The following is a 19,793-nucleotide window of genomic DNA, read 5'->3' on the forward strand; positions in this document are numbered from 1 at the left end:
CTGTACCGGAAAAGCTGCGCTAATGTTGCGGGCCATATGTGGATCGGAACTCTTGAACTCGACGTTCTCCTCGGTGACGTGCACTCCCTCAAGCAGAAACGCTCCGTGGTGAGACCGGTGATCGCCGAGGTCCACCGGAAGTTCGGGATCTCCGTCGCCGAGGTCGACCACCGTGACCTGCACCGTCGTACGGGGATCGGGGCGTCGGCGGTCAGCGCGGACCGGGAGCACGTCGTGGAGGTGCTGGAGTCCGTGGAACGCCTCGTGGCGTCGCGTCCGGAGATCCAGGTGCTGTCGGCGCGGCTGCGCTACCTGTCCTCCGAGGACCTTCCCGGGGACGTCTGACTCTCCTGCGGTGGTTCCTGCTCCTTGCGCGGCCGGCCGCGACGGGGGAGTTCACCGGTGGACGACGGCAGGCGTCCCGCCCGTCGCAGCTGGTCGCGCAACATCACCTCGATCTGGGCGTTCACGCTGCGCAGGTCGTCGTGCGCCCAGCGGGCGATGGCGTCGTACACCGCCGGGTCGATGCGCAGGGGCACGTTCTTACGCGCCATGACTACGCGCCATGGAGGCCGCCGGTGTTGATCACCGGCTGGGTGGAGGAGTCGGAGCACAGCACCACGAGCAGGTTGGAGACCATCGAGGCGCGGCGCTCAGGGTCGAGGTCCACGATGTCGCGGTCCTCCAGCTGGTCCAGGGCGGTCTGGACCATCGACACCGCACCGTCCACGATCTGCTCGCGGGCGTCCACCACGGCCTGGGCCTGCTGGCGCTGCAGCATGGCACCGGCGATCTCCGGGGCGTAGGACAGCGCGGAGATCCTGGCCTCAACGATCTCCAGTCCGGCGACCGCCACGCGGGCGGCGACCTCGTCGGCGAGCTCCTGGGAGACCACGTCGGTGGAGCCGGCGAGGCTGGTGGCGGCGTCGCCGGGGGTGCCGTCGGCGTTGGTGCGTCCGGGCACGGAGTCGTAGGGGTGGGTGGTGGCGACGTGGCGCAGCGCGGACTCGGACTGGGAGTGGATGAACTCCTCGACGTCCTCCACGGAGAAGGTGGCCTTGGCGGTGTCGGAGACCTGCCAGACGACGATGGCTCCGATCTTCACCGGGTTGCCGTTGAGGTCGTTGACCTTGATCTCGTTGGTCTCGAAGTTGCGGACGCGCACGCTGACCTTGCGCGTGGTCGCCAGCGGCGGCACGAGGGTGAGGCCGGTGGTGCGGTTGGTGCCGAGGTAGCGTCCGAAGAACTGCACGACCTGCGTGTGACCGGGGTTGATGACACGCAGCATGGTCAGCACGACCACGGAGAGCAGGATGAGGACGACGGCGAGGCCGATGAGCGTGCCGCCGAGGCCGCCTCCCAGGCTCCCGGACTCCAGGCCGACGGCGGCCCAGACGATCAGGGCGATCGGTGCGAGGAACAGGACGATGCCGCCGAGCAGTGCGGCGACGGCCAGGCCCGTGGAGCCGGACCATGCGCGGTGTTCGCTGATGCTGACGTTGGTGCCCTCGTGGCCGACGGGGGTTCCGGCGACGGCGTCGGGTGCTGGGGAGTGTGCTGGGGCGGGGTTCTCGGGCGGCATGCTGTCCTCTCTTCTCCCGGTGTCTCCGGGACGGTCGCCAGTCTACGCTAAAGTGATATCACTTTGATGTCACCGGGAGGACGCTCGGTGCGCCTCCGGCCATGCAGTAGGCTTGGTCACCGTGACTGACGCGAAGAACTCCTCCCAGAACGCACCCCAGAACGCCGCCCCCGCCGTCGACGGCGGGGACAACGACCTTCCCGAGCAGGTCAAGGTTCGTCGCGACAAGCGCGACCGCCTCATCGCCGAGGGCGTCGACCCCTACCCGGTGGAGGTCGCACGCACGCACGCGCTGAAGGACGTCGTGGCGTCCTACGCGGTTCTGCCGAAGGACGGGGAGGACGCACCGGACGCGGCGCGCGCCGAGGGCGTCACCTACCTCGCCGCCGGCGAGGAGACCGACGTGGAGGTCGGCATCGCCGGACGCGTGATCTTCGTGCGCAACACCGGCAAGCTCGCCTTCGCGCGCATCCAGGACGGCGACGGTACGCAGCTGCAGGCCATGTTGTCGCTGGCCGAGGTGGGGGAGGACGCCCTGGCGTCCTGGAAGGCCACCGTGGACCTCGGCGACATCGTCTTCATCCACGGTCGTGTCGTGGCCTCGAAGCGCGGCGAGCTCTCCGTGATGGCGGACGGCTGGTCGATGGCGTCGAAGTCGCTGCGCCCGCTGCCGGTCGCGCACAAGGAGCTCAGCGAGGACACCCGCATCCGCCACCGCTACACCGACCTGATCATGCGTGAGCAGGCCCGGACGAACGCGGTGACGCGCATCAAGGTGATGCGCGCGCTGCGTCACGCACTCGAGCGCCGCGACTTCCTCGAGGTCGAGACCCCGATGCTGCAGACCCTGCACGGCGGTGCCGCGGCGCGTCCCTTCGAGACCCACTCCAACGCCCTCGACATCGACCTCTACCTGCGCATCGCCCCGGAGCTCTACCTCAAGCGCTGCGTGGTCGGCGGCATCGACAAGGTCTTCGAGGTCAACCGCAACTTCCGCAACGAGGGTGTGGACTCCTCGCACTCCCCGGAGTTCGCCATGCTGGAGACCTACCAGGCCTACGGCACCTACGACACCGGTGCCACGCTGATCCGTGAGGTCATCCAGGAGATCGCCGAGGAGGTCTTCGGCACCACCACCGTGACCCTGGTCGACGGCACCGAGTACGACCTCGGCGGGCAGTGGCGCACCATGGAGATGTACCCCTCGCTCAACGAGGCGCTCGCCGAGAAGTTCCCCGACCAGGACGTGGTCGACGAGGTCACCGTGGACAGTTCCGTGGAGGATCTCAAGGCCTTGGCCGCCGTAGTCGGGCTGCCCGTCCCGGCGAAGGGTGGTTGGGGCCACGGCAAGCTCGTCGAGGAGATCTGGGAGCACCTGTGCGAGGACCAGCTCTACGGGCCGGTCTTCGTCCGCGACTTCCCGGTCGAGACCTCCCCGTTGACCCGTCAGCACCGCACGAAGCGGGGCGTCACCGAGAAGTGGGACCTCTACGTGCGCGGCTTCGAGCTGGCCACCGGCTACTCCGAGCTGGTGGACCCGGTCGTGCAGCGTGAGCGCTTCGAGGACCAGGCTCGCCTGGCCGCCGGTGGTGACGACGAGGCCATGGTGCTCGACGAGGACTTCCTCGCCGCGATGGAGCAGGGCATGCCCCCGACCTCGGGAAACGGCATGGGCATCGACCGTCTGCTGATGGCGCTCACCGGGCTGGGGATCCGTGAGACGGTGCTGTTCCCGATGGTGAAGCCGGAGCGCGACAGCTAGGCGCAGTGCCGGCGGAAACGCCGGCCGGTGGCGTCCCGGAGGGCCTTGTCTGGCCTGTAGGGGACGCTACGGGGGTGGTCCCGGGGGTGCGGGGTGGGGTGCCTCACCTGCTGTGATGGGTCAGTCAAGGAAAGTATCTGTGGGGCAGGCGGTATTCGAGCCTTTTTGTGACGGGGATCATGATTCGTCGTTATGATGTAATCATTATCTGTCCGACCCAATCCATGACTGTGTGTTCTCCCGTCGACACCGGGTGATACCCGAGTACAGCGAAAGGTAGCTGCCTCACCATGAGTGACCGAAGCAAGCGGAACGACTCCACACCGGGCCTCAACACCATCAAGCGGGACGCCATCGGTACCGCCATGCGTGTGCTGACCCGTTTCACCGGCTCCGACCTGGCCACCAAGTACGGCCTGAGCGAGAAGGTCGACCGTGTGGCCTACGAGTCCACCAAGGGCGGCATGCGCACCCTCGGTGCCATCAACCGCCAGTTCAAGAAGTCCAAGGGCTCCGGCAAGCCGGTGCGCCTGGAGAGCCAGGGCAGCGAGGGTGACGGCACCACCGAGCCCAAGAAGCCGGCGAAGGTCCTCTTCGACCTGACCCCCTCCGAGGACCAGGAGATGCTGACCTCCGCCGTGCGCGAGTTCGCCGAGGAGCAGCTGCGCCCCGGTGCCCACGACGCCGACGAGGCCGCCGAGACCTCCAAGGAAGTCCTCGACACCGCCGCTGAGCTGGGGATCTCCCTGGTCAGCCTGCCGGAGGAGTTCGAGGGCCTGGCCTCCGAGTCCGCCTCCACCACCTCCGCCCTCGTCGCCGAGGCCCTCGCCTTCGGTGACATGGGCCAGGCCGTCGCCATCCTGGCGCCCGCCGGTGTGGCGACCACGATCACCAACTACGGTGACGACGCCCAGCAGAAGACCTACCTGCCGGAGTTCGCCGGCGAGTCCGTCCCGCAGGCCGCCGTGATCGTCAACGAGTCCCGCGCCCTGTTCGACCCCTTCGTGCTGCAGACCACCGCGAAGCGTGAGGGCGACGACATCGTCATCAACGGTGTGAAGACCATGGTGCCCAGCGCCGGTTCCGCCGAGCTCTTCGTCGTCGCCGTGGACCTGGACGGGGTCAACACCTTCGCCATCGTCGAGTCCTCCACCGAGGGCGTCGTCGTCGAGGCCGACCCGTCCATGGGTATCCGTGCCGCCGGCCTGGGCCGCGTCCTGCTCAAGGACGTCAAGGTCCCCGCCTCCAACCTCCTCGGTGGTGCCGAGCTCGACTCCGAGACCCGCACCGACAACTACGCCGAGATCATCCGCCGTGCCCGCCTGGGCTGGGCCGCCCTCGCCGCCGGCACCTCCGAGGCCGTGCTCGAGTACGTCAAGCCCTACGTCAAGGAGCGCCAGGCCTTCGGTGAGCCCATCGCGCACCGTCAGTCCGTCGCCTTCATGGTCGCCAACATCCGCATCGAGCGCGACGGCCTGCGCATGATCCTGCTGCGCGGCGTCTCCCGCATCGACCAGGGTCTGTCCTACAACCGTGAGGCCGGCCTCGCCCGTCGCTTCGCCGCGGACCGCGGTATGCAGATCGGTCTCGACGGCGTCCAGCTGCTCGGCGGCCACGGCTACACCAAGGAGCACCCGGTGGAGAAGTGGTACCGCGACCTGCGAGCCGTCGGCGTCGCCGAGGGCGTCGTGGTCCTGTAAGTCCCCGTCAGTAACAACATCGAAGGAGCACTGAAATGATCAACCTGGAACTCCCGAAGAAGCTGCGCGGGACCATCAACCAGGCCCACCAGGCCGCAGCGGAGATCTTCCGCCCCATCGCCCGCAAGTACGACCTCGCCGAGCACGAGCGTCCCATCGAGCTCGACACCATGGCATCCCTCGTCGAGGGCATGACCGACGGTGGCGGCAACCTCGCCGGTGCGTCCGGCGGCCGTGGCGACAAGAAGAAGGACGACGGTTCCGTCCGCAACGGCGGCAACATGTCCTCCCTGGTCAACGTCATCGAGACCTGCTGGGGCGATGTCGGACTGACCCTGTCGATCCCCTACCAGGGCCTCGGTAACTCCGCGATCGCCGCCGTCGCCACCGACGAGCAGCTCGAGCGCTTCGGCAAGGTCTGGGCCTCGATGGCCATCACCGAGCCGCAGTTCGGTTCGGACTCCGCCGCCGTCGCCACCACCGCGAAGCTGGACGGCGACGAGTACGTCCTCAACGGCGAGAAGATCTTCGTCACCGCCGGTGACCGTTGCACCCACGTCGTCGTGTGGGCCTCGGTGGACAAGTCCGCCGGCCGCGCCGCCATCAAGTCCTTCGTCGTCCCGCGCGACACCCCGGGCTTCGAGCTCGCCCGCCTGGAGCACAAGCTGGGTATCCGTGCCTCGGACACGGCCCACTTCATCCTGGACAACGTGCGCGTCCCGAAGGAGAACCTGCTGGGTACCCCCGAGGTCGACACGAAGAAGGGCTTCGGCGGGGTCATGGCGACCTTCGACAACACCCGCCCGCTGGTGGCCGGCATGGCCGTCGGTGTCGCCCGCGCCTCCCTGGAGAAGCTGCGCAAGATCCTGACGAAGGCCGGCCTGGAGATCGACTACGACGCGCCGAGCTGGAACCAGCCCGCCGCCGTCGCCGAGTACATCCGCCTGGAGTCCGACTGGGAGGCCGCCTACCTGATGACGCTGCGCGCCGCCTGGATGGCCGACAACAAGCAGCCGAACAACAAGGAAGCCTCCGAGTGCAAGGCGAAGGCCGGCCGCATGGCCACCGACCTGACCCTGCGCGCCGTGGAGCTCGCCGGCACCTACGGCTACTCCGAGCGTTCCCTGCTCGAGAAGTGGTCCCGCGACTCGAAGATCCTCGACATCTTCGAGGGCACCCAGCAGATCCAGCAGCTGGTCGTCGCCCGTCGTGAGCTGGAGCTGTCCTCCGCACAGCTGAAGTAGCAGTTCACAGCCCTAGAAGCGGCTCCCGGTCACATCGACCGGGGGCCGCTTTCGGCATGTCCGGGACCCTCGTGCACCCCGCAGGCATCCCGCACAGGGCGTTCTCTTCGGATCCACGGTGAGTCACAGCAACCCGGGAGGCTGGTCGGACCAACCCCTGGGGTTGCTGGACCGGTCGCGGGGTGGTGCGGGAGCGGGTGCAGGTACGGCAACGGCGCCGCACACAAAAGAGACGGCCCCGGGGGAGAGAAGCTCTCCTCCGGGGCAGTCGTCAGGGCCGTCGTCGGGACCGGGTCAGGCGTCGGAGCCCTTCGGCTCGCCGATCTCGCCGGTGGCGGCGTCGACCTCCGGCAGTTCCCGGGGGACAACCTTGCCCACGGCGTTGCGGGGGAGGCGGTCTAGGAACACGTAGTTGCGCGGGACGTTGTGGCGGGCCAGGTGCTCCTTGACCTCGGCCTTGGCCTTGTCCTTGAAGCCGTCCTCGTCGTGACCGGCCTTCAGCACCACGTAGGCGCAGAGCGACTGGCCGAACTCGTCGTCGGCGATGCCGTGGACGTGCACCTCCTCGACCTCGGGGAGGCCGTAGAGCACGTCCTCGGTCTCCTGCGGGTACACGTTCTCGCCACCGGAGACGATCATGTCGTCGCTGCGCCCGGCGATGTAGAGCAGCCCGTCCTGGTAGTAGCCGAGATCGCCGGTGGCGACGAGACCCTGGATGGTCTCCTTGTCCACGCCGGGCCGGGTGTAGCCCTCGAAGAGCATGTCGTTGCCCACGAAGATGCGGCCGATCTCGCCCTCGGGGAGCTCCTTGCCGTCGTCGCCGAAGATCTTGAGGACGGTGGCCAGCGGCGGCTTACCGGCGGTCGTCGGGTGCTCGGCGAGCTCCTCGGGCCGGGCGATGGACGCCCAGCTGACCTCGGTGGAACCGTAGAGGTTGTAGAGGACCTTGCCGAACTTCTCGGTCGTCTCCTCGATCACGGCCGGCGGCAGGGCCTCGCCGCAGGCGGTGATGACCTGCGTTCCGGGGTTGAACTTCTCCGGCACGGCGGTGAGCAGGCGGCGCAGCATGGTCGGCACGATGGCGATGGCGTACGGACGGTTCGCCTCGATCAGCTTCACGGCACCACGCGGCGAGAACTTACGCTGCAGGATCAGCGTGCTGCGCAGCGCCAGGCCCAGCTGGATCTGGGCGAAACCCCAGGTGTGGAACATCGGTGCGGCCACGTAGTAGCCGCGGTGGTGCTTCAGCGGGATGCGCGACATGATCGACGATGCAGGCAGATAGGTGCGCGGCTCGGGACGACGGGCACCCTTCGGGGTACCGGTCGTGCCCGACGTGAGGATGATGGTGCGTCCACGACGGGGCCGGGTGGGGATCTTCTGCTCGTGCGGCGTGCTGCGCAGGACCTCGGTCAGCGTGGGCCAGTCCGGGTTGCGGGTGGCGTGGTCCTCGGACGCGGTCGCCTCGGCGACGTTGCTGGCGTACTCGACGGCGTCGTCCTCGTCGTCCTCCGGCGCGAGGGCGGCGGTGGTGTGGTTCTCCTCCCAGTTCACGATCACGGGGCACTGGTCGAAGCCCTTGGGCAGCAGCGGGATGAACTCTTCGTCGATGAACAGGAGGTCGAGCTTCTGCTCCTTGACGACGGCGCGGGTCTGCTTGGCGGACGCGCCGGTGTTGAGCAGCACGATGTCGGTGCCCAGGCGGCCGTGGGCGCACAGCGCCATGATGAAGCCGCGGTGGTTGCGCGACAGCACGCCCACGCGGTCACGCTCACGCACACCGGTGCGGTAGAGGGCCTTGGCCAGCAGGTTCGTCTGCTCGTGGAGCTCGGAGTAGGTGATCGAGCCGGCGTCGTCGATGATGGCGGTGTGGTACGGGTCGCGGGCGGCACCGAGGGCGAGGATGCCGGCGGGCAGGAACTCCCACTGGTAGATGTACTTCAGTGCCTTGCCCATGGCCACCGGGGACATGGCACCGAGGACTCCTGCCTTGAACAACGGCACCGTCCCCTTGGCGAGGATGGGCAACTGGTCGAGGGTAACTGCGGGCTGGGATCCGCTCATGGTGCTCCTTCGGGGTGCTCGTGCGAACAGCGACGATGGGTTTTCCGTCTCATTATTATGGTTAAGAGTACATAACAATGGGCGGTGCGTCCGGCGTTTCGGGAAGTTCGTCGCAGCCGCCTTTGCATAGCGTGATTAACCACTGCGCCGCAGGTCAGGGGTGGGGAATCGGGGTCGGCCGGATGTGACGGGGCTTTTCCCGGCGCCGGTGCGGCCGTCACGCAGGGACGGCGGTGGGGCCGACGGGCGCCCGGAGCGTCCTGCGCGGGCCCTGTTCGCTGTCGGCGTACACATCGGGAAATGGCCGTCAAAACACCCTCTGACATGCAGATTAGTGGGGTCAGAGGGGAGGGTCGGGCCATGGAACAAGCTGAGACGGCCGGTCGTTGTACAGAGTGACTGAACGTGGGAACGCCGAATCACTAAGGTGGTGCCCACATCCGGACCTTGAAGTGAGGGAGAGCAAATGTTCGAGAGGTTCACCGACCGTGCGCGACGAGTCGTCGTCCTGGCGCAGGAAGAAGCCCGCGCGCTCAACCACAACTACATCGGCACCGAGCACATCCTGCTCGGGCTGATCCACGAGGGGGAGGGAGTCGCCGCCAAGGCACTGGAGTCCATGGGTATCTCCCTGGAGGCCGTGCGTACCGAGGTCGAGGACATCATCGGCACCGGCGGCCACCCGCCGAGCGGCTACATCCCCTTCACCCCGCGGGCCAAGAAGGTCCTGGAGCTCGCCCTGCGCGAGGCTCTGCAGCTGGGGCACAAGTACATCGGCACCGAGCACATCCTGCTCGGCCTCATCCGCGAGGGTGAGGGCGTGGCCGCACAGGTGCTGGTCAAGCTCGGCGCCGACCTGTCCCGCGTCCGTCAGCAGGTCATCCAGCTGCTTTCAGGCTACGAGGGCACCGAGCCGGAGGCGGCTCCGGACGAGCCCGCCACGGCGGGCGTCGGCCAGCCGTCGGACTCCGGCGCCGGCGGCAAGCCCGGCCAGAAGTCCAACTCCCTGGTCCTCGACCAGTTCGGCCGCAACCTGACCCAGGCTGCCAAGGACGGCAAGCTGGATCCGGTCGTGGGACGGGAGAAGGAGGTCGAGCGCATCATGCAGGTGCTCTCGCGCCGCACCAAGAACAACCCGGTCCTCATCGGCGAGCCCGGTGTGGGTAAGACCGCCGTGGTCGAGGGCCTTGCCCTGGACATCGTCAACGGCAAGGTGCCGGAGACCCTGAAGGACAAGCAGCTCTACTCGCTGGACCTGGGTTCCCTGGTCGCCGGCTCCCGCTACCGCGGTGACTTCGAGGAGCGCCTGAAGAAGGTGCTCAAGGAGATCAACCAGCGCGGCGACATCATCCTGTTCATCGACGAGATCCACACCCTGGTGGGTGCGGGTGCCGCCGAGGGCGCGATCGACGCGGCCAGCATCCTCAAGCCGAAGCTGGCCCGTGGTGAGCTGCAGACCATCGGTGCCACCACACTGGACGAGTACCGCAAGCACATCGAGAAGGACGCCGCCCTGGAGCGTCGTTTCCAGCCGGTGCAGGTGCCCGAGCCGAGCGCCGAGATGACCATCGAGATCCTCAAGGGTCTGCGCGACCGCTACGAGGCGCACCACCGTGTGTCCATCACCGACGGTGCCCTGGCTGCCGCGGCCCGGCTGTCGGACCGCTACATCAACGACCGTTTCCTGCCGGACAAGGCCGTCGACCTCATCGACGAGGCCGGCGCCCGCATGCGCATCAAGCGCATGACCGCGCCGAAGGCGATCCAGGACGTCGACGACAAGATCGCCGAGGTCCGTCGCGCCAAGGAAGCCGCGATCGACGACCAGGACTTCGAGAAGGCCGCGTCCCTGCGCGACGACGAGCGCAAGCTCACCGACGAGCGCGCCGAGAAGGAGAAGCAGTGGCGCGCCGGTGAACTCGACGACGTCGCGGAGGTCGGCGAGGAGCAGATCGCCGAGGTGCTGGGCACCTGGACGGGCATCCCCGTGGTGCGGCTCACCGAGGAGGAGTCCACCCGGCTGCTCCACATGGAGGACGAGCTGCACAAGCGCATCATCGGGCAGGACGACGCGGTCAAGGCCGTCTCCCGGGCGATCCGCCGTACCCGTGCGGGTCTGAAGGACCCGAAGCGTCCCAGCGGTTCGTTCATCTTCGCTGGCCCGTCCGGCGTGGGTAAGACCGAGCTGTCGAAGGCGCTGGCGGAGTTCCTCTTCGGCGACGACGACTCGCTGATCCAGATCGACATGGGCGAGTTCCACGACAAGTTCACCGCCTCGCGCCTGTTCGGTGCACCTCCCGGATACGTCGGCTACGACGAGGGCGGCCAGCTGACCGAGAAGGTCCGCCGCAAGCCGTTCTCCGTGGTCCTGTTCGACGAGATCGAGAAGGCGCACTCGGAGATCTACAACACCCTGCTGCAGGTCCTCGAGGACGGTCGTCTCACCGACGGCCAGGGTCGCATGGTCGACTTCAAGAACACCGTGCTGATCTTCACCTCGAACCTGGGCACCAGGGACATCTCCAAGGCCGTGGGCATGGGCTTCACCGGCTCCGGTGAGACCGACGAGGACGCCCAGTACGACCGGATGAAGTCGAAGGTCAACGACGAGCTGAAGAAGCACTTCCGCCCGGAGTTCCTCAACCGTATCGACGACATCGTGGTCTTCCACCAGCTCACCCGCGAGCAGATCGTGCAGATGGTCGACCTGCTCACCGGCCGGGTGCGCAACGCCCTGTCGGAGAAGGACATGGGTCTGGAGATCTCCGAGGAGGCCAAGAGCCTGCTGGCCGTGCGTGGTTTCGACCCGGTGCTCGGTGCCCGTCCGCTGCGCAGGACGATCCAGCGCGAGATCGAGGACCACCTGTCGGAGAAGATCCTCTTCGGCGAGATCGGTGCCGGCGAGATCGTGACCGTGGACGTGGAGAACTGGGACGGCACCGGCAAGGGCGAGGGCGCGAAGTTCGTCTTCGGTTCCCGTCCGAAGCCGCTGCCCGAGATCGCCGCGGAACCGGCCGAGGAGGCGCAGGACGACGTCATCGACGCCGCGTCCGACGAGGACTCGCTGCCCGAGACGCAGGACGTCTCCGCCGGCGAACACCGCGAGTAACAGCAGACAGAACCGGCGCCGGGGTGCGGCGTCCGTCTACCGGGGTAACCGGTAGCGGGCGTCGGCCCCGGCGCCGGTCTGTGTCACGAGACCGTCGACGACGAGGGACGCCAGGGCGCGGGCACGCTGACCGGCGTCCTCGCTCGTGGCGTCGAAGTCGCCGGCGGGCACCTCCTCGGCGCCCTCGGCGCGCAGGATCGCCATGATGCGTCCGCGGACCTGCCGGTCGGTGCCCTCGAACTTCTGGACGCGTTTCTTCGCCGCGGCGGTGTCGGCGCTGCTGGGGGCGGGGCGTCCCAACGCGATCCAGCGGCAGCGGGCCGCGACGGGGCAGCGGTCGCACTGCGGGGAGCGGGCGGTGCACACCGTCGCCCCGAGTTCCATGAGCGAGGAGCACATGCCCAGCGCCTCCTGGTGCAGCTCCGGGGAGTGGTGGGGGTTGCCGTAGCCGCGTCGGCGCAGCCCCGGATCCTCGTCGACCCAGGGCATCAGGTCGGCGACGTCGGCGAGGTCACCGGCCTTCGCCGGGCCCTGCAGGAACTCCCCGCGCGCCAGGCGCCGGTGCACCCGCCGCACGTTCGTGTCGACGACGGGGACGGCGCGTCCGAAGGCGAAGGCGGCGACGGCGCGGGCGGTGTACTCGCCGATGCCCGGCAGGGCCAGCAGTTCGGCGACGGTGCCCGGCACCTCCCCGTCGTGGTCGTCGACGATGGCCCGGGCGCATTCGCGCAGGCGCAGTGCCCGTCGCGGGTAGCCCAGGTTCGCCCAGGCGCGCAGGATCTCGTCGGTCGGGGCCTCGGCCAGGTCCGCCGGGGTGGGCCAGCGCTCCAGCCACGCCTCCCACAGCGGGGCCACGCGGGCGACCGGGGTTTGCTGCGACATGATCTCGCTGAGCAGGACGGCCCACGGTGTGGTCCCGGGGTGTCGCCACGGCAGGTCGCGGGCGTTCTCGTGGAACCATCCGTTCAGCACGGATCCGAGGCTGGACTGCTCGGCCTCTGCGGCCTGCGCCGTTCCTGCCTTCTTCGTCGTGTCGTGCGTCTGTGCCGTGCCCACGGGATCCAACTGTGCCGCACCGGCGGGGCATCCGGCAAAAGGCGGTGGCACAATGGTTCGCATGACAAATGATGACTCGGCTCCGGCCCACCACACCAGCGACCCCTCCGGCCCCCTGACCCCGCAGGAGGCCGTCGAGATGCTGATGGCCGGAAACCGTCGCTTCATGGACGAATCCTCCGCGCACCCGAACCAGGACCGCGGCCGGCGTGAACTGCTCACCGGCGGTCAGCGTCCCAACGCGGTGGTGCTGGCCTGCTCGGACTCGCGCGTGCCGGTGGAGATCGTGTTCGACCAGGGGCTCGGCGACATCTTCGTGATCCGTACCGCCGGCGAGATCACCGACCTGTCGGTGCTGGCGTCGCTGGAGTTCGCGGTCGTCTCGCTCGGTGTGCCGTTGGTCGTGGTGCTCGGCCACGAGAGCTGTGGTGCGGTCGCCGCCGCCCAGACCGCACTGGCGACCGGCAGCATGCCCCCCGGTTTCCAGCGGGTCCTGGTGGAGAAGGTCACCCCCTCGCTGCTGGCGGCACGTTCGCAGGGTGCGGACACCGGCGAGGACTTCGAGAAGCACCACGTGGTCGAGATCGCGAACCACATCGTGGACCGCTCCCCGGGGATCCTGCAGCGTCTGCGCGAGGGAAACTGCGGCGTGGTCGGCATGCGCTACCGCCTGTCGGACGGCCTGGCGGAGCCCGTCGCCACCTACGGCCTCGAGGTCGAGGGTGTGGACCCCACCGAGGTTCCCTGAGTCGTTCCGGCAGGGGATGTATTCCAGGGGACGTACTTCACGGGATGTACTTCACCGAGGCTAGCGGGGTGTCATGACACCGTGGCATCGTCGCCGCTGGTTACACTGGGCCTGTGACCCAGCACAACGACCCCCGACCTCTGCCCCCGGAAATCTACCAGCGCCGTCGCGTCGGCGCGGTCGTGGTGCTTGTGCTGGTCGTGGCGTTGCTGTGGTGGGTGGTCAGTTCGCTGACCGGCGGTGACGAGGGGCAGGACCAGGTCGCCCAGACCTCGCAGTCCTCGCAGAGCTCCGCGGCGTCGGAGGCCACGTCGGAGCCCTCGGAGTCTGAGCCCGCGAGCTCCTCCGAGTCGGCGGAACCGTCCTCCTCGGCGTCCGCTGACCCGTCGGCGTCCGCCGAGCCGACGGAGAGTTCGGCCGCGGGCGTCCCCGACGAGGTGGCCAACAAGGACACCTGTGAACTCGACGACCTGCAGCTCACGGTGCGCCCCGGTGCACCGACGTTCCGGGACGGTCAGCAGCCGAACTTCTTCCTGGAGGTCAACAACCCCACCAAGGGCGACTGCGACATCGACCTGGGGGACAACGAGCTGAGGTTCGAGGTCTTCACCATGGACTCCGGTTACACGCGGGTGTGGGGCGACACCGACTGCAACGCGCCCACCTCGACCGGCCGGCTGCGCCTGGACCCGGGTCAGTCCCGCACCTACGAGATGACCGCCTGGTCGCGCACCAGCTCCTCACCGGACTCCTGCGAGAACCGCGAGGCCGTCGGCAACGGTGCCTACATGCTCTACGGCCACATCGGGGAGAAGACCTCGGAGTCGGAGACCTTCAACCTCGCATGACCCCGATCTTCGCCACGGCCTCCTGGACGGTGCCGACGGCGATGATCTTCAGCCCCTTCGGTGGCGTGGCACGGTCCGACCCGCGGGTGGAGTCCGGGACGACGGCGGTGGTGAACCCCAGCCGCCGGGCCTCGGCCAGGCGCTGACGCAGGTCGGGGACGCGCCGCACCTCGCCGCCGAGCCCGACCTCACCCACGGCGACGAGCCCGGTGGGCAGTGCCGTTCCGGAAGCGGTGGAGGCCATCGCCAGGGCGAGGGCGAGGTCGGCACCTGGTTCGTTGATCTTCATCCCGCCGACGGTGGCGGCGTAGACCTCGTGACCCATCAGGTCCACCCCGGCCCGTTTGGCGAGTACGGCCAGCACCACGGCCACGCGGCTGGCGTCGATACCGGTGACGACCCTACGCGGGGTGTGCATCTGGGTCTCCAGGGCGAGGGTCTGGATCTCGCCGAGCATGGGGCGGCGGCCGTCCATCAGCACGGTCACCGCCGTCCCGGCGACAGGGTCGTCCCGGTGGTGCAGGAACAGTCCGGACGGGTCGGCGACCTCGCGGATGCCCTCGGCGGTCTGCTCGAAGCAGCCGACCTCGTCGGTGGCGCCGAAACGGTTCTTCTGGCCGCGCAGGAAGCGCAGGGAACTGTGGCGGTCGCCCTCGAAATTCAGCACCGCGTCCACAAGGTGCTCCACGGTGCGGGGCCCGGCGACGTTGCCGTCCTTGGTGACGTGGCCGACCAGCAGGACGGGGACACCGGTGGACTTCGCCAGGGTGGTCAGCGTGGCGGCGACCGCGCGGGTCTGGGCCACGCCGCCGGCGACACCCTCCACGCCCGAGGCGTTGAGGGTCTGCAGGGAGTCGACGATGACCAGTTCCGGCTGCACGGCGTCGATCTGGCCCAGTGCGGTCTCCAGGTCGTGCTCGGCGGCGAGGAACAGCGAGTCCGAGAGCGCGCCGGTGCGTTCGGCGCGGTGGCGTACCTGCCCCACGGACTCCTCGGCGGTGATGTAGAGGACGCTGCGGTCCTGGCGCGCCCAGCGGTTGGCGACCTCCAGCAGCAGCGTGGACTTGCCCACCCCGGGTTCGCCGGCGAGCAGGACCGCGCTGCCGGGGACCACGCCACCACCGAGCACCCGGTCGAGTTCGCCGATGCCGCTGGGACGGTGGTTGGCGATCGTCGGGTCGATGTCGGTGACCGCCTTCGCAGGGGAGGTCGGGGTCAGCCCCGTGGCGCGTGCCCCGCCGGTGCCACCGGCACCGCCGCCGGCGGGGAACACGGCGTCCATCGTCCCCCACTCCTGGCAGGAGGGGCACCGGCCCACCCACTTCGACACCTGGTGGCCGCAGGACGTGCAGGCGTAGGTGCTGCGGGACTTTTTCGGTGCGGTCTTCGTGGCCATGCTCCACACACTAGTACCGGGCACGGACATGAAAAACGCGCCTTCCCCCGTGGCAGGGGAAGACGCGTTCGGCTTGCGGCGAACTAGCCGGAAACTAGCCGATGTCGGCGCCCTCGTGGTCGCCGTCGATGGTGTCGGTGCCCTCGCGGGTCACGCCGTCCTGGTGGCGGTTGGTGTGGCCGGCCTCGGCGTACCAGGCGGTGATGGGGGCGTTGATCTCGAGGTCGCCGTTGCTGAACTCGAAGGTCACGACGCGGGCGGCGCCGGTGTAGAAGTTCTCGCCCTCGACCGTGGTCTCCAGGTACTCGACGCAGCCGGCGTCGGCGTCCTCCGGGTTCATGTCCGAGATCGCGGCCTCGGAGTCGGCCACCACGGAGCAGTCGGGGGAGACGGTGACGTTGCCGCCGATGTCCAGGGTGGCGTCCTGCACGGAGACGCGCTCCAGGGTGATGTCGTTGCCCTCGACGCCCTGGTTGGCGAGGTTGAACTTCAGTGCGACGGAGTTGTCCTCCTGGGTGATCAGGGTGACGTCCCGCACGGCGGCGTCCCCGAGGTCACCGTCCGTGCCGTTGACGGCGGCCACCTGGTTCGCGGTCTGGGAGATCTGGCCCGCGCCACAGGCGGTCAGGGCCAGGGCCGCGCAACCGGCGGTGACGGCGAGCAGCCGACGCGCGGCGGGCTTCCGGTTCTTCACTGTTGTTCTCCTCCATCTGAGGCCCGTTTCGGGGGGCCGTCAACTGCAGATGATATGTCCCGGCACGTGTCACGGTGACGGGTCTCGTCGAGTCCACATTAACCTGTGTGGGGGCTGGACACATAGTCGGAGGATTCACCTAGGGGTGGCGTGCAGGGTGGGGTGCAGGGCGGGGTGCCCGTGACGGGCGGGGTTGAGCAGCAGGGTGCTAAACTGGCTCGTCATGGAGTTCAACATCGGGGACGTCGTCGTTTACCCCCACCACGGTGCCGCAGTGATCGAGGGAATTGAGCAGCGCGTTTTCAAGGGGGAGCCGGTCGACTACCTCGTGCTCCGGGTGAACCAGGGGGACCTGCTCGTCCGGGTGCCCGCGGCGAACGCCGAGACCGTCGGTGTGCGCGACGTGGTGGGCGAGGAGGGGCTGCTGAAGGTCTTCTCCGTCCTGCGTGAGACGGACGTCGAGGAGGCGGGCAACTGGTCCCGCCGCTACAAGGCCAACCAGGAGCGTCTGGCCTCCGGCGACGTGAACCGGGTGGCCGAGGTCGTGCGCGACCTGTGGCGTCGCGACCAGGACCGTGGCCTGTCCGCCGGCGAGAAGCGCATGCTGGCCAAGGCCCGCCTGGTGCTCGTCGGAGAGCTCGCCCTCGCCGAGGGCGTCGACGACAAGAAGGCGGACGACACGGTGCGCCGGATGGAGGAGACCATCGTGCGCCACCGTGAGGAGTCCGCGGCCCGCCGTGCCGCAGGCGTCGGGGAGGACGAGGCACCGCAGTCCGTCGACCTCGACGATGAGCTCGGCGAAGACGAGGACTGACGCCGGTGGCGGGAGCAGCGGGAGCCCCCGGGGGACGCAGCGGTGACGGTGTCGACGGTGTCGGCAGCGTCGAGCGGGTCTTCGCCGTGGTTGCTGCCGCCGGCAGCGGCAACCGGTTGGGGGAGGTGCTGCCCAAGGCGTTCGTCGAGGTCGACGGGCGCACGATCCTGGAGCGTTGCCTGGACGGGCTGGCCGCCTCACAGGCCGTGGGCCACACCGTGGTGACGGTGTCCAGCGACATGCTCGAACACACCCGCGACCTGGTGGCCGCCCAGTCCGGGCTGTGGGGACCGATGGATGTCTCCGTGGTCCTCGGGGGAGCCGACCGCGCCGACTCCGTGCGCGCCGGACTCGAGTCCGTCCACGCCCTGGTAGGCGATGCGGGTCAGGATGCAGGGCTCGACGGCGGCTCCGCCTGTGCCGAGCTCGGTGAGGTTCCTACAGGGTTCCTCGTCGCCGTTCACGATGCCGCCCGGTGCCTGACCCCGCCGGACATGATCCGCGCCACCGTCGCCGTCGCCGCCGAGGGCGTGGAGGACGGCACCTGGGCCGGCGTGGTCCCCGTCCTGCCCGTGACCGACACGGTCAAGGTGGTGGAGACCGTCTCCGGTGGGGCCGTGGACGGTGCGGAGGTCATCCGCTCCACCCCGGAGCGCCGCGTGCTGCGCGCCGCACAGACCCCCCAGGTCTTCGCCCTCGACCGGCTGATCGCGGCCAACCGCATGCAGCAGGCGCGGGAGGAGCTGGACTCGGCGCACCCGACGGGCAACCCGCCGTCCGACCTCGCGCCGGCGGCGGTGACCGACGACTCCTCGCTGATGGAGATGGCCGGTGAGACCGTCGCCGCCGTGGCCGGGGATGAGCGCGCCTTCAAGATCACCCTGCCGGAGGACCTGGAACGCGCCCACCGCGCTGTGGGCAACGGGGGAGTGGCGTGATCGTCCCGCGTGTCGGTGTGGCCACCGACGCCCACCAGGTGGAGGCCGGCAAGCCGTGCTGGATGGCGGGCCTGCTGTTCGAGGGGGCCGACGGGTGCGAGGGGCACTCCGACGGCGACGTGGTCGCCCACGCCGTCGTCGACGCCCTGCTGTCGGCGTCCGGCCTCGGCGACCTCGGCTCCTTCGTGGGTGTGGGACGCCAGGAGTACGCCGGGGTCACCGGTGCCCGTCTTCTCACCGAGTGCCGGGAGTTGCTGGCGTCCCACGGGTTCACGATCGGCAACGCCGCGGTGCAGATGATCGGCAACCGCCCGAAGATGGGTCCGCGCCGGCTCGAGGCGCAGCGGGTGCTCTCCGACCTCCTCGGTGCGCCGGTGAGCGTGTCCGCCACCACCACCGACCACCTGGGGTTCACCGGTCGTGGCGAGGGCGTCGCGGCCGTGGCGACCGCCGTGGTGTGGCAGGACGCGGCGGCCGTGGGGGTCTGAACGGTCTTCTGACCGGGGGAAGTGCCGACCGCGGGGGCCGGCGCGCATCCGCTGACGGTAGGCGGGGATACCGCCGATGGGGTACGCGAGTGACTGCGTAGGAGGGATTCGGCACCGGCCTGCGTCGACGAGACTTGGGAGCACGTTGTTGAACGGCAGACGCCCCGGATGACCCCGGGGAGCAGGACCGCCGTGAACACCGCGACACCGCAACTGTTCCCAGTCCCCGGGAAGCACCCCGGGAAAGGAGACCATCATGGCCACCCGAGTTCCCGAACCCACCTCCACCCCCGACGGCCCCGCCTACGAGGGCCGCCTGCTCGACCGCCCCGACGAGGAGGTCGTCGACCAGGGCGTCGGATTCGACCTGCGCACCCTGATGAGCCGTCGGGTGTTCATCGGGGCCGGCGTCGCCGGCGCCGGTGCCGTCGCACTGGCCGCCTGCTCGGACGGCTCCGGTTCGTCCTCCAGCGGGGTCACCACCACCGCGGGCAGTGTCGACACCGCCGACCTGCCGGACGCAGAGATCCCCGACGAGACCGCCGGGCCCTACCCGGCCGACGGGTCCAACGGACCGGACGTCCTGCAGGAGTCCGGCATCGTGCGCAGCGACATCCGCTCCAGCATCGGTGCCGACGACCCCGTGGACGGCGTCCCGTTGGAGTTCACCTTCACCATCACCGACATGGACAACGACGACGCACCGTTCGCCGACGTCGCCGTCTACGCCTGGCACTGCGACGCCCAGGGGCAGTACTCGATGTACTCCGAGGGCGTCGAGGACGAGACGTGGCTGCGCGGCGTGCAGGTCGCCGACGCCGACGGCACGGTCACCTTCACCTCCGTGATGCCCGGCTGCTACACCGGCCGCTGGACCCACATCCACTTCGAGGTCTACCCGGACGTCGACTCCATCGACGACTCCGCCAACGCGATCGCCACCTCCCAGATGGCCTTCCCGGAGGACGTCCTCACCGACGTCTACGAGCTGGACACCTACGACGGCTCGTCGAGCAACCTCTCGCAGATCACCCTGGACTCCGACAACGTCTTCGGGGAGGACAGCGCCGCCCTGCAGATGGCGACGATCTCCGGCGACGTGGACTCCGGCTACATCTCCTCGCTCACCGTGCGCGTGGACACCACCACCGAACCGACCGGCGGCGACGCACCCGGCGGTGGTGGCGGCGAGGGTGGCCCCGGCGGCGAGGGCGGCGAGCCGCCCAGCGGCGGCATGCCGGACGGCGAGATGCCGGACGGTGCCCCCGACGCCGCGTCCGACGCGACCGCGTCCTGACGCCCCAGAACACACCCCAGAACACGCCGCTAGAACCCACCTAAGGAGTACGT

Annotated in this window: 17 protein-coding genes; 11 read left to right on the forward strand and 6 right to left on the reverse strand. The window is 69.1% G+C overall.

What is annotated here, in order from left to right:
- Positions 1-36: 36 nt before the first annotated feature.
- Positions 37-345, forward strand: a complete 309-nt coding sequence (locus ACT3TD_RS08170) for a DUF503 domain-containing protein (protein WP_301443916.1) — start codon at positions 37-39, stop codon at positions 343-345.
- Here the strand turns inward: ACT3TD_RS08170 and ACT3TD_RS08175 are convergent.
- Positions 309-554 carry a hypothetical protein gene (locus ACT3TD_RS08175; RefSeq protein WP_301443915.1) on the reverse strand — a complete coding sequence of 82 codons (246 nt, stop codon included), beginning with the start codon at positions 552-554 and terminating at the stop codon, positions 309-311. The genes ACT3TD_RS08170 and ACT3TD_RS08175 overlap by 37 nt on opposite strands.
- Positions 555-556: 2 nt before the next feature.
- Positions 557-1,582: an SPFH domain-containing protein gene (locus ACT3TD_RS08180; protein WP_301443914.1), complete on the reverse strand. Its 1,026-nt coding sequence runs from the start codon at positions 1,580-1,582 to the stop codon at positions 557-559.
- Positions 1,583-1,703: 121 nt separating this feature from the next.
- Here ACT3TD_RS08180 and lysS point away from each other — a divergent pair, with 121 nt between their 5' ends.
- From lysS to ACT3TD_RS08195, 3 genes are all read left to right on the forward strand, one after another.
- Positions 1,704-3,344, forward strand: a complete 1,641-nt coding sequence (lysS, locus tag ACT3TD_RS08185) for a lysine--tRNA ligase (protein WP_301443913.1) — start codon at positions 1,704-1,706, stop codon at positions 3,342-3,344.
- 290 nt (positions 3,345-3,634) lie between these two features.
- Positions 3,635-5,044 carry an acyl-CoA dehydrogenase family protein gene (locus ACT3TD_RS08190; RefSeq protein ID WP_441588219.1) on the forward strand — a complete coding sequence of 470 codons (1,410 nt, stop codon included), beginning with the start codon at positions 3,635-3,637 and terminating at the stop codon, positions 5,042-5,044.
- 35 nt (positions 5,045-5,079) lie between these two features.
- On the forward strand, positions 5,080-6,288 hold the full coding sequence (locus ACT3TD_RS08195) for an acyl-CoA dehydrogenase family protein (protein WP_441579147.1): 1,209 nt from the start codon (positions 5,080-5,082) through the stop codon (positions 6,286-6,288).
- A 294-nt stretch (positions 6,289-6,582) separates the two neighbouring features.
- Here the strand turns inward: ACT3TD_RS08195 and ACT3TD_RS08200 are convergent, their stop codons facing one another.
- Positions 6,583-8,352 (reverse strand): AMP-binding protein, encoded by a 1,770-nt coding sequence (locus ACT3TD_RS08200; protein WP_301442742.1) that lies wholly within the window; start codon positions 8,350-8,352, stop codon positions 6,583-6,585.
- 466 nt (positions 8,353-8,818) lie between these two features.
- Here ACT3TD_RS08200 and ACT3TD_RS08205 point away from each other — a divergent pair, with 466 nt between their 5' ends.
- Positions 8,819-11,461: an ATP-dependent Clp protease ATP-binding subunit gene (locus ACT3TD_RS08205; protein ID WP_301442743.1), complete on the forward strand. Its 2,643-nt coding sequence runs from the start codon at positions 8,819-8,821 to the stop codon at positions 11,459-11,461.
- Positions 11,462-11,497: 36 nt separating this feature from the next.
- Here ACT3TD_RS08205 and ACT3TD_RS08210 read toward each other — a convergent pair whose 3' ends face one another.
- A complete protein-coding gene (locus tag ACT3TD_RS08210; protein ID WP_301442748.1) occupies positions 11,498-12,433 on the reverse strand; it encodes an A/G-specific adenine glycosylase in 936 nt (311 codons plus the stop codon).
- A 145-nt stretch (positions 12,434-12,578) separates the two neighbouring features.
- On the opposite strand from ACT3TD_RS08210, the gene ACT3TD_RS08215 reads away from it, so the two are divergent.
- Both ACT3TD_RS08215 and ACT3TD_RS08220 read left to right on the forward strand, forming a co-directional pair.
- Positions 12,579-13,265, forward strand: coding sequence for a carbonic anhydrase (locus ACT3TD_RS08215; protein WP_301442744.1), 687 nt, complete (start codon positions 12,579-12,581; stop codon positions 13,263-13,265).
- Positions 13,266-13,378: 113 nt separating this feature from the next.
- On the forward strand, positions 13,379-14,113 hold the full coding sequence (locus ACT3TD_RS08220; protein ID WP_301442745.1) for a hypothetical protein: 735 nt from the start codon (positions 13,379-13,381) through the stop codon (positions 14,111-14,113).
- Here ACT3TD_RS08220 and radA read toward each other — a convergent pair.
- Both radA and ACT3TD_RS08230 read right to left on the reverse strand, forming a co-directional pair.
- A complete protein-coding gene (gene radA / locus ACT3TD_RS08225) occupies positions 14,100-15,509 on the reverse strand; it encodes a DNA repair protein RadA (RefSeq protein WP_301442746.1) in 1,410 nt (469 codons plus the stop codon). The two genes, ACT3TD_RS08220 and radA, sit on opposite strands and share 14 nt — an antisense overlap.
- Positions 15,510-15,603: 94 nt before the next feature.
- Positions 15,604-16,203: a hypothetical protein gene (locus tag ACT3TD_RS08230; RefSeq protein ID WP_441579312.1), complete on the reverse strand. Its 600-nt coding sequence runs from the start codon at positions 16,201-16,203 to the stop codon at positions 15,604-15,606.
- A gap of 223 nt (positions 16,204-16,426) precedes the next feature.
- Here ACT3TD_RS08230 and ACT3TD_RS08235 point away from each other — a divergent pair, with 223 nt between their 5' ends.
- The 4 genes from ACT3TD_RS08235 (at position 16,427) to ACT3TD_RS08250 (ending at position 19,740) form a co-directional block, all read left to right on the forward strand.
- Positions 16,427-17,017 (forward strand): CarD family transcriptional regulator, encoded by a 591-nt coding sequence (locus ACT3TD_RS08235; RefSeq protein WP_301444228.1) that lies wholly within the window; start codon positions 16,427-16,429, stop codon positions 17,015-17,017.
- A gap of 5 nt (positions 17,018-17,022) precedes the next feature.
- On the forward strand, positions 17,023-17,955 hold the full coding sequence (locus ACT3TD_RS08240) for an IspD/TarI family cytidylyltransferase (RefSeq protein ID WP_301444229.1): 933 nt from the start codon (positions 17,023-17,025) through the stop codon (positions 17,953-17,955).
- Complete coding sequence (gene ispF, locus ACT3TD_RS08245; protein WP_301444230.1) at positions 17,952-18,443, forward strand: 2-C-methyl-D-erythritol 2,4-cyclodiphosphate synthase; 492 nt, start codon at positions 17,952-17,954, stop codon at positions 18,441-18,443. Before ACT3TD_RS08240 ends, ispF begins: the two co-directional genes overlap by 4 nt.
- Positions 18,444-18,699: 256 nt before the next feature.
- Positions 18,700-19,740: an intradiol ring-cleavage dioxygenase gene (locus tag ACT3TD_RS08250; protein WP_441579313.1), complete on the forward strand. Its 1,041-nt coding sequence runs from the start codon at positions 18,700-18,702 to the stop codon at positions 19,738-19,740.
- The last annotated feature ends 53 nt before the right edge of the window (positions 19,741-19,793 follow it).

The sequence above is a fragment of the Corynebacterium sp. AOP36-E1-14 genome, from assembly GCF_052377495.1.
Lineage (GTDB): Bacteria > Actinomycetota > Actinomycetes > Mycobacteriales > Mycobacteriaceae > Corynebacterium.

Bases quoted from the DNA above. Each gene is read 5' to 3' on its own strand.
- ACT3TD_RS08250 (WP_441579313.1), top strand. From the start codon at position 18,700: ATGGCCACCCGAGTTCCCGAACCCACCTCCACCCCCGACGGCCCCGCC.
- ACT3TD_RS08175 (WP_301443915.1), bottom strand. From the start codon at position 554: ATGGCGCGTAAGAACGTGCCCCTGCGCATCGACCCGGCGGTGTACGAC.
- ACT3TD_RS08215 (WP_301442744.1), top strand. From the start codon at position 12,579: ATGACAAATGATGACTCGGCTCCGGCCCACCACACCAGCGACCCCTCC.
- ACT3TD_RS08205 (WP_301442743.1), top strand. From the start codon at position 8,819: ATGTTCGAGAGGTTCACCGACCGTGCGCGACGAGTCGTCGTCCTGGCG.
- radA (WP_301442746.1), bottom strand. From the start codon at position 15,509: ATGGCCACGAAGACCGCACCGAAAAAGTCCCGCAGCACCTACGCCTGC.
- ACT3TD_RS08170 (WP_301443916.1), top strand. From the start codon at position 37: ATGTGGATCGGAACTCTTGAACTCGACGTTCTCCTCGGTGACGTGCAC.
- ACT3TD_RS08190 (WP_441588219.1), top strand. From the start codon at position 3,635: ATGAGTGACCGAAGCAAGCGGAACGACTCCACACCGGGCCTCAACACC.
- ACT3TD_RS08200 (WP_301442742.1), bottom strand. From the start codon at position 8,352: ATGAGCGGATCCCAGCCCGCAGTTACCCTCGACCAGTTGCCCATCCTC.
- ACT3TD_RS08180 (WP_301443914.1), bottom strand. From the start codon at position 1,582: ATGCCGCCCGAGAACCCCGCCCCAGCACACTCCCCAGCACCCGACGCC.
- ACT3TD_RS08235 (WP_301444228.1), top strand. From the start codon at position 16,427: ATGGAGTTCAACATCGGGGACGTCGTCGTTTACCCCCACCACGGTGCC.
- ACT3TD_RS08195 (WP_441579147.1), top strand. From the start codon at position 5,080: ATGATCAACCTGGAACTCCCGAAGAAGCTGCGCGGGACCATCAACCAG.